The organism is Streptomyces sp. NBC_01618 (assembly GCF_045209435.1).
Classification (GTDB): Bacteria; Actinomycetota; Actinomycetes; order Streptomycetales; family Streptomycetaceae; genus Streptomyces.
On sequence record NZ_CP109297.1, the window covers coordinates 6,575,250 to 6,587,419 of the forward strand.

Sequence of the window (12,170 nt, forward strand, 5' to 3'; positions counted from 1 at the left end):
GAGCAGCACAAGAAGGGCACGGCGTCGTGGCAAGGGTTCGGACAGGGGTACGTGCGATGGGCGCCGTGCTTGCGGCGGTGCTGGGGGCTTCCCTGGTGGGATGCAGCAGCACCGGCGGCAAGCGGGCGGAGGAGCGCGCGGTCCGGGCTGCCGCCGAGGGCCGGTCCGCGGTGACCACGCCCCGCTGGACCTTCGCCATGGTCACCCACTCGGGCGACGGCGACACCTTCTGGGACATCGTCCAGAGCGGTGCGAAACAGGCGGCTGTCAAGGACAACATCAAGTTCCTGTACTCGCACAACGACGAGGCCCAGCAGCAGGCCCAGCTCGTCCAGGCCGCCATCGACCAGAAGGTCGACGGGCTGATCGTCACGCTCGCCAAGCCCGACGCGATGAAGGACGTCGTCGCCAAGGCCACCAAGGCCGGCATCCCGGTGATCACGGTGAACTCGGGCTCCGCGGAGTCCAAGCAGTTCGGCGCGCTCACCCACATCGGCCAGGACGAGTCCATCGCGGGCGAGGCGGTCGGCGACGAGCTCAACGCACGCGGCCGCAAGAAGGCACTGTGCATCCTGCACGAGCAGGGCAACGTCGGCCACGAGCAGCGCTGCGCCGGAGCGAAGAAGACGTTCGACGGGCAGATGCAGAACCTGTACGTCGAGGGCACCAACATGCCCGACGTCCAGGCGTCCATCGAGGCGAAGCTCCAGGCCGACAAGGGCATCGACGCGGTCGTCACCCTCGGGGCGCCGTTCGCGGACGCCGCCGTCAAGGCGAAGAAGACCGCGGGCAGCAAGGCCGAGATCGACACCTTCGACCTGAACGCCAAGGTCGCCGACGCCCTCCAGGACAAGAGCCTCGGCTTCGCCGTCGACCAGCAGCCCTACCTCCAGGGGTACGAGGCCGTCGACCTGCTCTGGCTCTACCGCTACAACGGCAACGTGCTCGGCGGTGGCCGCCCGGTCCTCACCGGGCCGCAGATCATCACCTCGAAGGACGCCGCCGAGCTGGCGCAATACACGAAGCGGGGGACCCGATGAGCACCGTCATCGGCCCACCCGCCCCGGCCGCGGCCGACGAGCGGCTGCTGCGCACCTCACCGCTGCGCAGACTGCTCGGCCGCCCCGAGCTCGGTTCGGTGGTCGGCGCCGCGGCCGTCTTCATCTTCTTCTCGATCGTCGCCGACAGCTTCCTGCGCGCCTCCAGCCTCGGCACGGTGCTGTACGCGGCCTCCACCATCGGGATCATGGCCGCGCCGGTGGCGCTGCTGATGATCGGCGGCGAGTTCGACCTCTCCGCGGGTGTCCTGGTCACCAGTTCCGCGCTGATCTCGTCGATGTTCAGCTACCAGATGACGGCCAACGTCTGGGTCGGTGTCCTGGTGTCGCTGCTGGTCACACTGGCCATCGGGGCGTTCAACGGCTTCATGCTGACCCGTACCAAACTGCCGAGCTTCATCATCACGCTCGGCACGTTCCTGATGCTGACCGGCCTCAATCTGGGCTTCACCAAGCTGATCAGCGGGACGGTGTCGACGAAGTCCATCGGCGACATGGAGGGCTTCGACTCGGCCCGTCAGGTCTTCGCCTCGCAGTGGACCATCGGCGGCGTCGAGTTCAAGGTCACCATCCTGTGGTGGGCCGTGCTCGTCGCGATCGCCACCTGGATCCTGCTCCGCACCCGCTTCGGCAACTGGATCTTCGCGGTCGGCGGCGAGGCCGACGCGGCCCGCGCGGTCGGCGTCCCGGTCATCCGTACCAAGATCGGGCTCTACCTCGGGGTCGCCTTCGCCGCCTGGGTCTCCGGGCAGCATCTGCTGTTCTCGTACGACGTGGTGCAGTCCGGCGAGGGCGTCGGCAACGAACTGATCTACATCATCGCGGCCGTCATCGGCGGCTGCCTGATCACCGGCGGCTACGGCTCCGCGATCGGCTCCGCGGTCGGTGCCTTCATCTTCGGCATGACCAGCAAGGGCATCGTGTACGCGGAGTGGAACCCGGACTGGTTCAAGTTCTTCCTCGGAGCCATGCTGCTCCTGGCCACCCTGCTCAACGCATGGGTACGCAAGCGCGCGGAGGCGACGAAATGACGGCCCCCCAGGCACCGGCCGACGGGCGGACGTCCCACCGGGCGCTCGTCGAGCTGGACCACGTCAGCAAGTTCTACGGCAACATCAAGGCGCTCCAGGACGTCTCGCTGGAGGTCCACGCGGGAGAGATCTCCTGTGTCCTCGGCGACAACGGCGCCGGCAAGTCCACCCTGATCAAGATCATCGCAGGGCTGCACCGGCACGACGCGGGAACCTTCCTCATCGACGGCGAGGAGACCAACCTCGCCAATCCGCGCGACGCGCTGGACCGCGGCATCGCCACGGTCTACCAGGACCTGGCCGTCGTCCCCCTGATGCCGGTCTGGCGGAACTTCTTCCTCGGCTCCGAGCCGACCACCGGCGCGGGCCCCTTCAAGCGCCTCGACGTACGGCTGATGCGCGAGACGACCCGCGCCGAGCTGCTGCGCATGGGCATCGACCTGCGCGACGTCGACCAGCCGATCGGCACGCTCTCCGGCGGCGAGCGCCAGTGCGTAGCCATCGCGCGGGCCGTGTACTTCGGCGCGAAGGTCCTCGTCCTGGACGAGCCGACCGCCGCGCTCGGCGTCAAGCAGTCCGGGGTCGTCCTCAAGTACGTCGCCGCCGCCCGCGACGCCGGCCTCGGCGTGGTCCTCATCACGCACAACCCGCACCACGCGTATCTCGTCGGTGACCGGTTCGTCCTGCTCAAGCGGGGAGCCATGGCCGGCAGCCACACCCGGTCGAGCATCACGCTGGACGAACTGACCCGCCAGATGGCGGGCGGCAGCGAGCTGGAGGAGCTCGGCCAGGAGCTGGAGCGGGCCCCGGGGCCGACCCATCTCGGCGGCCATCCGGTCACCGACGACCCGCGGTAGCCGGGACCGGTACGGGACCCGGCCGACGGTTGCGCCGACCGCGCCGCCTCCGGCAGTGGCAGAATCGAGCCCGACGGGCGCCGTCCGCCGCCGGGAGCACCGCCCCGGCCCCCCAGACCCCGCAGGGACGATGAGCACGTACCGCGACTTCACCCACCGCGGCTCCGCCCGCGCCACCGTCCTGCGGACCGTGGGCACCCGGGAGCGGCGCTCGCACCTCACGGCGCCGCGGGTTCCCACCGTCGGCATCGACATCGGGGGTACGAAGGTGATGGCCGGTGTCGTCGACGCCGACGGCAACATCCTGGAGCAGCTGCGCGTCGAGACGCCGGACAAGTCCAAGAGCCCCAAGGTCGTCGAGGACACCATCGTCGAGCTGGTCCTGGATCTGTCCGACCGGCACGATGTGCACGCCGTCGGCATCGGGGCGGCCGGCTGGGTCGACGCGGACCGCTCCAAGGTGCTGTTCGCCCCGCACCTCGCCTGGCGCGACGAACCCCTGCGCGACGCCCTCGCCTCCCGCCTCGTCGTCCCCGTCATGGTCGACAACGACGCCAACACCGCCGCCTGGGCGGAGTGGCGCTTCGGAGCGGGCCGCGGCGAGGACCACCTCGTCATGATCACACTCGGTACCGGCATCGGCGGTGCGATCCTGGAGGACGGCCAGGTCAAGCGGGGCAAGTACGGAGTCGCCGGTGAGTTCGGCCACATGCAGGTGGTGCCCGGCGGGCACCGCTGCCCCTGTGGGAACCGTGGCTGCTGGGAGCAGTACAGCTCCGGCAACGCCCTCGTCCGCGAGGCCAAGGAACTGGCCGCGGCCGACTCCCCGGTGGCGCACGGCATCATCGAGCGGGTCAAGGGCAACATCCCTGACATCACCGGGCCGCTCATCACCGAACTGGCCCGCGAGGGCGACGCGATGTGCGTCGAGCTCCTCCAGGACATCGGCCAGTGGCTCGGCGTCGGCATCGCCAATCTGGCCGCCGCGCTCGACCCCTCGTGCTTCGTCATCGGAGGCGGCGTCAGCGCCGCCGACGACCTGCTGATCGGCCCCGCCAGGGACGCCTTCAAGCGCCATCTCACGGGTCGCGGCTACCGCCCCGAGGCCCGGATCGCGAAGGCGCAGCTCGGCCCGGAGGCAGGTATGGTCGGCGCCGCCGACCTGGCCCGGCTGGTGGCCCGCAGATTCCGCCGTACCAACCGTCGCCGCGTCGAGCGGTACGAGCGGTACGCGCAGATCTACGACCAGGCCGCGAGCACCATCCGGAACACGCGCAACACCCGCACCTCCTAGGGATCTCCACAGACATGACCGCAGTCGAGCACCCCGTCCTGCCGCGCCAGTCCTCGCCGCCCGACGACGAAAGGCCGCCCCAGGACCGGCGCCGGATGATCCGCCGCCGTCTGGTCACGGCGACCATCATCGTGCTGCTCATCGGCATCCCGGCCGGCTATCTGCTGATCTCCGCGGGCCAGAGCCGCCGCTCCGGCCAGAACAAGGAGGCCGAGGCCTCCGCACAGGGGCTCCGGGAGGGCTGGCCGTCCCGGATGCAGCGCCGGATCTTCGAGCTGCCGATGCCCGGCAACTCGTTGGACGTGCAGTACTACGAAACCAACAACTGGAAGGCCAGCCGCCTGTACGTGGAGTTCCGCACCACGTCCGCCGGGCTCGACCGGTTCCTGAGCCGGATGGGCAGCGGCCGCGCCGAGCTGGTGACGGGCAAGGTCAGCATCGGCCCCCGCGACCAGGAGATCTCCGGCTGGAGCTTCGACCCGGGCATCCAGTGGGCGGGCACCACGCACACCAACAAGGCCCCGCGGCCCACCCAGGACATCACCGTGAACATGACCGATCCGATGAACCCTGTCGTCTATGTCGTATCCGCGGCGACCCCCTGACCGGGAGCCGACAGGCCGCTCACCAACCTGGAGCGAGTGAGCGACGCCAGTGACATGAATACCCTGCAGCCCGTGCAGACCCCGCAGCCCGTGCAGCCGGTCGCGGCACCCGCCCCGGTTCCGGCCCCGGTCCCGGTGCCGCAGACCGTGCAGGCCGTCCCGGCCCTGGAGCCCGTGTAGCCCGCACCCGCCCCGCAGCCCGCGCAGCCGAGGCGACGGCGGCCACAGTCCGAAAGGACATCGTCGACACGGTCGCCGCGGCGGGCCTGACACAGATGGGCGAGCCGCCATAGGCGGCGCGCAGGCCGGGGTTGAGCCGCGTGACCAGGGCGTCCAACTCCCCGGTCAGGGTGGCGTGTTCCTCGGTCAGGTTCTGGACGTGCCTGGCGAGTGCGAGCAGGGCGGTCAGGACCGGGGCATGGACAGGATCGTTGCCGGCGCGGAAGCGTGCCAGGGCGTCGATGTGTTTGTCGCCCTGCAGCACTTCGTATTTCGTGCGGATGCCGTCGGGCGCGCTGATCAGGATGTGCCCGATCTGATTCAGCGCCGTTGTGCGGGCTCTGATGGCGGATCGTGCCGCGTTGTGCAGAGCCCGGATTCCGGTGACGGCATCGCCCTTGGGGGCACTGATGGCCCGGCCGGACACGACCGCGCGGGCGGCGGCGTCGGCGTCGATGGGATCAGGCTTGCCGATCCGGCGGCGTTCAGCCTCGTCCGGGCGGTTGACCTCGGAACGCAAGCACGCGCTGCGTTGCAAGCTGGCGATCGACAAGTACAACAAGTCCAAGGCGTACGACCTGGGCACCTTGGTGGCGTTCTCCGGCACTCTGGACGACCCGGAGTACGGCATCCACGATGAGGTCTTCGAGGTCAAGATGAACCCGGGGGTCGGACCGGACCTGGCCGAGGCGTTCGCCGAGCCGAATTACCGCGTCATGACAGCCGCGGACAAGTTCCAGACCGGGTTCGATCAACCACTGCTCCGCGCGATGCAGATGGTCATCGTGCCCGGACAGGCCCTGGCGCTTGCCCGCTCGGGTCCTCGGGACGGTCGGCCCAGGCCGCGGCGGGTAGGCCGTGCCCGCCGGCATTGGTCACCGTCCGGCCTGGACGAACCCTGCTGTGCGCGGTCACGTTCGTCGGACAGCCACCGTTCACGTGGCCTCCTTGGAACCTACGACAGGCCACATGTCAAGCAGCGACTTGCCGACACTTTCTGGCGACCCACCGCCACATCGGGTGAGTAGACGTCAGAAGATCACCTGCAAGGGCTAATGGTCTTTCAACTTCCCAAGTCAGAAGCCTTTTTGATGATTCGTCAGCTCTCTTCGGAGTGGCAAAAAGGGGCTCTGCGTACCCGATCGGCCCCACGAAACCAGGGGTCCCGACTTGCCCGATATGACAGGAATAAGAGGTGTTAGTACGTTCAATCACGCACCGGCTGTCACAGCGGGACTGTCTCTGAGTCCGAGAAGGAGAAAACGACATGATCATGACCCGTTCCCACGCGATCGCCACGGCCGTCGCGGCCGCCGCGGCACTGACCGCGACCGGCATCACCTACGCCTCCGCCGTCCCCTCCCCCCAGGCCCAGGTGGCCCCGGCCGCCGTCCCCGCCCAGGCCCTCATGGGCGGGGAAGGCGGCAACAACGGCAAGGGCAACGAAGGCAACGAGCGCCGGGGCAACGAGCGCGGAGGCAACGAGCGCGAGGGCAGGCGCCATTACGAGGGCCGGATCCACATCAACGAGCGCGAATACTCCGGCCGCCCCGACGGCTGCATCACCGTCGTCAGCGGCCTGGGCGCCAATAGCTTCAACATCCGCAACGACAGCCGCAACGAGGTAGAGGTCTTCCGCGGAGCCGTGTGCGACAACGGCGCTCCCATCGCCACCGTCGGCCCGCACAGCTCCGCCAACGGTGTCTGCCCGGGCAAGAGCGGGCGCGAGGACGAGGACGAAAACTGCGAGAAGGGCGAGCACCACGAGAAGGGCGAGCACCACGAGAAGAAGCACCACGGGAAGAAGGACCACGAGGAGATGAATGGCGGCGTGAAGGTCAAGAACGGAGTCATCGCCAGCTTCCGCGTCATCAAGCGCCACCACAACGAGAGGGGCGAGGGCGGCGAATTCGGCGAATTCGGCGATTACTAAATCCAGCAATCGCCTGATGCGCATGCTGGAGAACTCCGGCCCGCCGTAATCGGGCCGGGGCCCTCCGGCCAGACGCACAACACAGAATCCCGGCCCGCCGTAATCGGGCCGGGATTTCGTCCGACGCCCCAGCCCTGAGGATATCCCTTCTCGGAACATCCAGCTCAGGACCGCGGACGTGCGTGGAAGCGTCGACGAGGGCGGTGTACAGCCGTACGGGCATGGAACCGATCCACGCGCAGTACCTCAGCGAGCCCGGGCTTGTCGTCCTCGGCATCACCGCGCCGACGAAGCAATCGCCCACGCGGTCATGACCGCACTCGAACAGCAGTGGGCCGCATCAGGGATCGGGCCCGTACGGAAAGTGCCCGGTGAACCAGGAGTCGAGCACGCATGTACGCGGACCCCCGGCGGCTCCCTGCCGAGTAAACCGACCACCTTCACCAGGCACCAAGCCGGAGCCCGGACCAGTCAGCCGCCGGGCACGTGGCGGGTGAGGTGGGAGCGGGCACAGCTCCGCTCTCCTGGGCGCTCCGTCACCGCCGAGCAGGGGGGCAGTCTGTCTGCGCAGTGCTTCGTCGAGCTGGCCGCCGGTGACGGCATGCATGATGCGTCAGCTGGTCGAGTAGCCGAAGGCAGGGACGAGCGCCGGGTAGACCGCGAGGCCGGCGGCATGAGTGGCGGTGCAGTCCCGGTACCCCGTCCGGCTGCGGTGGGCCGATGGGATGATGCCGGCGTCCTCGTAATTGCGGACCGCCTGCGTGGACAGGCCATGGCGACGAGCCAGGCGCTCACCAACCTGGAGCGAGTGAGCGACGCCAGTGACATGAATACCCTGCAGCCCGTGCAGACCCCGCAGCCCGCGCGGCCTCAGCGACTGTCCAGGGGCGTCCGGCCGATCCAGGGCGGGAGCATAGTGCCAGGTCAGGACCTCATGGTCCGGGGAGTCCACACAGTCGGTGAGACAGTTGGTGAGACCTGTTCGAGAGAGCGTGGGACGACGCAGCCCCGCCGGAATTCAGACGGCCAGCCGGATTCCGGTGACCAGATGTGGACGAATGCGTACCGCACAGTTCATCACTGGGCCCGACCAGGGGCGGAGCAGCCGCTGATAGCGCGTCAGCGCGTCCGGATCGGCGACCGGGCGGCAGTACCCCGTGGCGACGACACTCCAGCCCAGATGAGTCAGCGGATCGATGTCGTCGGCCTGGTAGGCGACCACGACTCCCCGATCGCCATGGTCGTGGGCCTGGGCGAACAGATCCGAGCCCTGATGGGTCAGGATGACGATCTGACCGTGGTCCAGCAGATGGTTCACCGGTCGGATGGCGGGCAGCGCGCGCTGAGTGAAGACGATCCGCCCGAGCGACGTCCTGCCGAGCAGGCTCAGTGCCTGGGTACCTGTCAACTCGATCGTGCGGCGCGGACCGGTGGCCGCCGAATCCGAAAACGGTGCCGCCGCCGATGGTGTGGTCGCAGCCGTGCGCACCGACGGCTGGGGCGACTGATGGCATGAGTAGCTCATGGGGCTGCCTCGTCTCCTGGTCTGCTCGCCTGCCGTACGAGTACAACGTGTGGCGCCGTTCCCACGCCAGGGTCGAACGGCCCTAGCGGCGTCGGACCTCCGATGGGTTCACTGCGGTGCATCGCATGCTGCGGGCCGGTCGAGTATCGGCTCCTGGGCCGGGCCGGGCCGGGCCGTGGCGTGCGGGAGCGTTCGGACGGTGCGGGTGCGCGCAGGAGGGAAACGTGGTGATCGCAGTCGTCGGGCACAGAGACCTCAGCAAGAGAACCCTGGAACTGGTGGAAGCTGAACTGAGAGCGCGGCTGGACCGCTTGGCAGAGGGTGCGGCCGCCTTGGTGCGGGCCGGAGCGGGGCTGCCGCTGGTGTTCGGGCGGGCCGCTCGGGAGGCCGGGCGGAAGCTGACAGTGCTGCTGCCGGCCCAGGGCGCTGTTCCCGCCGTGCTGCCCGCGCGGGACCGGCCGGCCGCAGGCGAACTGCTGGTCCTGGCCGAACACATACGGCTGCTGGCTTTCGATCCGGCCGACCGCAACGCGTGTGTCAGCGCTGATGAACGTCTGGTGGAGACGTGCCGAACCGTGCTCGCCGTGTGGGACGGATCGCCGTCGGACGGCCGGGACGCCACCGCACATCTGGTTGCCTTCGCGCGTGCGCGAGGAATCCGGGTGGAGGTCGTCTGGCCGGACGGTTGTGTACGGGGGCGGACATGAAACTGTCGGAGCGTGGGGCGGGGAGGACGGCGGAAGAATCCGAGGCCGACGACCGGGTCTGCGCCAGTGCGTCCGGGACGGGCTACGACCGGGAGTACGCCGGGGCGAGGCGGGGGTTCGGGTGGCTGTTGGTGATCACCGCCGCGCTCGGGCTGCTCGGCTCGTTCGTCATCACGATCGACAAGTTCGAACTGCTCGCCGACCCCGGCTTCGTGCCCGCCTGCTCGCTGAGCCCCGTGGTGTCCTGCACGAATGTGATGCGCAGCGAGCAGGCGTCGGTGTTCGGCTTTCCCAACCCGCTCATCGGGCTGGTCGCCTTCGGGGTGGTGATGGGGACCGGCGCCGGCCTGCTTGCAGGCGCACGCTATCGGCGCTGGTACTGGTTGGGGCTGAACCTCGGCACGCTGTTCGGCGTCGGCTTCTGCATGTGGCTGATGACGCAGGCGTTGTACGACATAGGCGCCCTCTGCCTGTGGTGCGTGCTCGTGTGGGTGGCCACCATCTTCATGTTCTGGCACACCACGGTGCACAATCTGCGCCATGGCGTTCTGCCCGCCCCACGCGCCCTGGTCGCGGCGGTGCTGGAGTTCCCGCTCGTGGTGCCGGTGACCTGGTGCCTGGCCGTCGTCATGCTGATAGCAACCCGGTTCTGGTCGTACTGGCAGACGTTTCTGTGACCGCGACGATGCCGGTGGTCTCGTGATGGATGTGCGCGGCCGGTACTCCGGCGGCGACCAGCCGCTCGGCGACGGCCCGCGCCGGCCCGGTCGTGGAGGCCTCGGGGGCCAGGGCCAGAAAGGCGTGCTGCCGGGCGGCGGCCCCGGGACGCGGGGTCAGTATTCCGTTCAGGGCCCGCAGCCCGGCACCCGCGAAGCGGGCATCCGTCGCATCAGCCGCGATGACGGTCAGCCAGGGGCGTCCGCGCCGGAACGCCTCCAGATACGCCGCGTCGTACATCCCTTCGGCCGCCGCCCCCTCCTCCGGCGCGGCGAGACCCAGCAGCAGTCGTACCCGGTGCGCACGGGACCGGTCGGCGTCGATCCCCTGGAGCAGCGCCTTCATCGGAGCCCAGCCCGTACCGGAGGCGATCAGCAGGATGTCCGCGGACGGAGTGTGATCGGGCAGCGCCAGCGCGCCGCGCGGGGCGCTCAGACGGACGGCGCCGCCCTCCCGCGTGCCGTGCACCAGCGCATCGCTCACCCCGTCGGCGCCCCGGGCCCGTACATGGAACTCCAGCTCGCCGTCCGGATGCGGCGCGCGGGCCAGATAGTAGGGACGCCATGCCTGTTCCAGCAGCGGCGACTCCAAGGACGCGTACTGCCCGGCCTCGAAGGCGTAGGACTGATGGGGCCGTACCCGCAGCACCGCGAGATCGGGCGTGCGGAGTTCGTGCGAGGTCACTGTCGCCTCCCAGCTGGGCGGTTCGGCGATCGCCTCGTCCGCGCCCCTGACCATCGCCGAAACAGCCAGCCGCAGCATCCGCAGCCAGGCATGCTCCAGCGCACTGGTCCACCGGGCGCCCGCGCGCACGCGCAGCGCCTCGACCAGCGCCGCCTCGAAGGCCTCGAAATGCGCGGGGCGCACACCGAGCTTGCGATGGTCGCGCCCCAACTGCCCGAAGACGCCGATCATCTCGTCCGTACGGTGCAGATTGCCGATCAGATAGCGGAAGATCCTTACGAGATGGACCTGCTGGAACGCCATCGACTCGGGGAACAACGACCGTAGATACGGATGCCGCTCGAACAGCAGCCTGTACAGCTCGGCGATCAGCTCCTCCAGCGGGTTCACCAGTGGTAGCGAGTCGCTGATCAGCAGCTGGTCGGCCGTTCCGTCGTACGCCTGCGGGGCCTTGGCGCTCCACGGTTCGGGACGGCTGCCGGACGGGGCCAGGATGCGACGTCGCAGCCGCATCGCGTCATGCCGTGCGAGCAGTGCGTGGTAGTCCTCGCTCGGGGTGTTCATGGGCCGGTGACTCCTTGGTGCAGCGCAGTGGGGTGGCCGGGTAAGGGAGATGTCCGTGGCGCCCGGACGATCTTGGCGGCGCCAAGTATGGCACCGCGTCCAGCCCGCTGACCGGCCCCGGCCACAGGGCCTTTCGGCCCTGTTCAAGCACCGTTTGCCATGCTGCGGCACCCCGGCGGGAACAGGCCCGCGGACGGGCACATACTGGTTCCGGCCCTCTCCCCGAACCGATCGAGCATGATGTGAACGAGTCCGCGAAGTCCCCACTGAGCACGACCCCGTCGCAGTCCGCGGCCCCCGTACGCGTCTTCATCCTGGACGACCACGAGGTCGTACGGCGCGGCGTACGCGATCTGCTGGAAGCCGAGGACGGCATCGAGGTCGTCGGCGAGGCGTCCGACGCCCGGGAGGCGCTGGCCCGCGTACCGGCCAGCAGACCGCAGGTCGCCGTACTGGACGTACGCCTCGGCGACGACCGAGGTGGTGACCACGCCGGTATCGAGGTATGCCGGGAATTGCGTGCCCTGATGCCCGAACTCGCCTGCCTGATGCTGACGTCGTTCGATGACGACGAGGCGCTGTTCGACGCCATCATGGCGGGCGCTGCGGGGTACGTGCTGAAGCAGATCAACGGAGCCGATCTGATCGCCGCCGTACGCACGGTCGCGTCAGGCACCTCGATGCTCGATCCACGGACGACTGCCCGCGTGATGGCACGGCTGCGGGGCACCCAGCGAACCGCGGCCAAGGCGTCGGAGGCATCGGAACTGGACGGACTCACGCCCAGGGAGAGGCAGATCCTGGATCTCATCGGCGAGGGCCTCACCAACCGTGAGATCGCGGAACGTCTCTTCCTGGCCGAGAAGACCGTCAAGAACCGCATCTCCTCGATCCTCGCCAAACTGGGCGTGGGCCGCCGGATCCAGGCCGCGATGCTCGTCGGCCGGGTCAAGGACCGCCAGGGGTGCCCTTGACC

At 69.1% G+C, this 12,170-nt stretch carries 14 protein-coding genes; 11 read left to right on the plus strand and 3 right to left on the minus strand.

Annotated elements, in window-relative coordinates:
- Positions 1-56: 56 nt before the first annotated feature.
- The 8 genes from OH735_RS30435 to OH735_RS30470 all read left to right on the plus strand — a co-directional run bounded on the left by OH735_RS30435 (position 57) and on the right by OH735_RS30470 (position 6,997).
- Complete coding sequence (locus OH735_RS30435) at positions 57-1,040, plus strand: sugar ABC transporter substrate-binding protein (RefSeq protein ID WP_406384886.1); 984 nt, start codon at positions 57-59, stop codon at positions 1,038-1,040.
- Positions 1,037-2,089, plus strand: coding sequence for an ABC transporter permease (locus OH735_RS30440; RefSeq protein WP_406384887.1), 1,053 nt, complete (start codon positions 1,037-1,039; stop codon positions 2,087-2,089). The genes OH735_RS30435 and OH735_RS30440 overlap by 4 nt, the downstream gene beginning before the upstream one ends.
- Entirely contained in the window at positions 2,086-2,946 is an 861-nt protein-coding gene (locus OH735_RS30445; protein WP_406384888.1) for an ATP-binding cassette domain-containing protein, read from the plus strand. Before OH735_RS30440 ends, OH735_RS30445 begins: the two co-directional genes overlap by 4 nt.
- A 130-nt stretch (positions 2,947-3,076) precedes the next feature.
- The gene (locus OH735_RS30450) at positions 3,077-4,240 is read left to right on the plus strand and encodes an ROK family glucokinase (RefSeq protein WP_406384889.1); all 1,164 of its coding nucleotides are present in this window, start codon (positions 3,077-3,079) and stop codon (positions 4,238-4,240) included.
- Between the two features lie 14 nt (positions 4,241-4,254).
- Positions 4,255-4,845, plus strand: a complete 591-nt coding sequence (locus OH735_RS30455; protein ID WP_406384890.1) for a hypothetical protein — start codon at positions 4,255-4,257, stop codon at positions 4,843-4,845.
- A gap of 36 nt (positions 4,846-4,881) precedes the next feature.
- On the plus strand, positions 4,882-5,025 hold the full coding sequence (locus OH735_RS30460) for a hypothetical protein (protein WP_406384891.1): 144 nt from the start codon (positions 4,882-4,884) through the stop codon (positions 5,023-5,025).
- Positions 5,026-5,567: 542 nt separating this feature from the next.
- Positions 5,568-6,092, plus strand: a complete 525-nt coding sequence (locus tag OH735_RS30465) for a hypothetical protein (protein ID WP_406384892.1) — start codon at positions 5,568-5,570, stop codon at positions 6,090-6,092.
- A gap of 239 nt (positions 6,093-6,331) precedes the next feature.
- A complete protein-coding gene (locus OH735_RS30470) occupies positions 6,332-6,997 on the plus strand; it encodes a hypothetical protein (protein ID WP_406384894.1) in 666 nt (221 codons plus the stop codon).
- 613 nt (positions 6,998-7,610) lie between these two features.
- Here the strand turns inward: OH735_RS30470 and OH735_RS30475 are convergent.
- Together OH735_RS30475 and OH735_RS30480 are read right to left on the minus strand one after the other, a co-directional pair.
- Positions 7,611-7,949: a MerR family DNA-binding transcriptional regulator gene (locus tag OH735_RS30475; protein ID WP_406384896.1), complete on the minus strand. Its 339-nt coding sequence runs from the start codon at positions 7,947-7,949 to the stop codon at positions 7,611-7,613.
- Between the two features lie 66 nt (positions 7,950-8,015).
- Positions 8,016-8,522, minus strand: a complete 507-nt coding sequence (locus OH735_RS30480) for a pyridoxamine 5'-phosphate oxidase family protein (protein ID WP_406384897.1) — start codon at positions 8,520-8,522, stop codon at positions 8,016-8,018.
- 227 nt (positions 8,523-8,749) lie between these two features.
- Between OH735_RS30480 and OH735_RS30485 the strand changes: the two genes are divergently transcribed.
- Both OH735_RS30485 and OH735_RS30490 read left to right on the plus strand, forming a co-directional pair.
- Positions 8,750-9,229 (plus strand): hypothetical protein, encoded by a 480-nt coding sequence (locus OH735_RS30485; protein WP_406386808.1) that lies wholly within the window; start codon positions 8,750-8,752, stop codon positions 9,227-9,229.
- Positions 9,226-9,906, plus strand: coding sequence for a vitamin K epoxide reductase family protein (locus OH735_RS30490; RefSeq protein ID WP_406384898.1), 681 nt, complete (start codon positions 9,226-9,228; stop codon positions 9,904-9,906). The genes OH735_RS30485 and OH735_RS30490 overlap by 4 nt, the downstream gene beginning before the upstream one ends.
- Here the strand turns inward: OH735_RS30490 and OH735_RS30495 are convergent.
- The gene (locus tag OH735_RS30495; RefSeq protein WP_406384899.1) at positions 9,857-11,194 is read right to left on the minus strand and encodes a globin domain-containing protein; all 1,338 of its coding nucleotides are present in this window, start codon (positions 11,192-11,194) and stop codon (positions 9,857-9,859) included. The genes OH735_RS30490 and OH735_RS30495 overlap by 50 nt on opposite strands.
- Before the next feature lie 242 nt (positions 11,195-11,436).
- On the opposite strand from OH735_RS30495, the gene OH735_RS30500 reads away from it, so the two are divergent.
- The gene (locus tag OH735_RS30500) at positions 11,437-12,168 is read left to right on the plus strand and encodes a response regulator (protein WP_406384900.1); all 732 of its coding nucleotides are present in this window, start codon (positions 11,437-11,439) and stop codon (positions 12,166-12,168) included.
- The last annotated feature ends 2 nt before the right edge of the window (positions 12,169-12,170 follow it).

What these genes read in the sequence shown, in the direction of transcription:
- OH735_RS30445 (WP_406384888.1), top strand. Translation starts at nt 2,086, where the DNA reads ATGACGGCCCCCCAGGCACCGGCCGACGGGCGGACGTCCCACCGGGCG.
- OH735_RS30495 (WP_406384899.1), bottom strand. Translation starts at nt 11,194, where the DNA reads ATGAACACCCCGAGCGAGGACTACCACGCACTGCTCGCACGGCATGAC.
- OH735_RS30450 (WP_406384889.1), top strand. Translation starts at nt 3,077, where the DNA reads ATGAGCACGTACCGCGACTTCACCCACCGCGGCTCCGCCCGCGCCACC.
- OH735_RS30490 (WP_406384898.1), top strand. Translation starts at nt 9,226, where the DNA reads ATGAAACTGTCGGAGCGTGGGGCGGGGAGGACGGCGGAAGAATCCGAG.
- OH735_RS30480 (WP_406384897.1), bottom strand. Translation starts at nt 8,522, where the DNA reads ATGAGCTACTCATGCCATCAGTCGCCCCAGCCGTCGGTGCGCACGGCT.
- OH735_RS30470 (WP_406384894.1), top strand. Translation starts at nt 6,332, where the DNA reads ATGATCATGACCCGTTCCCACGCGATCGCCACGGCCGTCGCGGCCGCC.
- OH735_RS30435 (WP_406384886.1), top strand. Translation starts at nt 57, where the DNA reads ATGGGCGCCGTGCTTGCGGCGGTGCTGGGGGCTTCCCTGGTGGGATGC.
- OH735_RS30440 (WP_406384887.1), top strand. Translation starts at nt 1,037, where the DNA reads ATGAGCACCGTCATCGGCCCACCCGCCCCGGCCGCGGCCGACGAGCGG.
- OH735_RS30455 (WP_406384890.1), top strand. Translation starts at nt 4,255, where the DNA reads ATGACCGCAGTCGAGCACCCCGTCCTGCCGCGCCAGTCCTCGCCGCCC.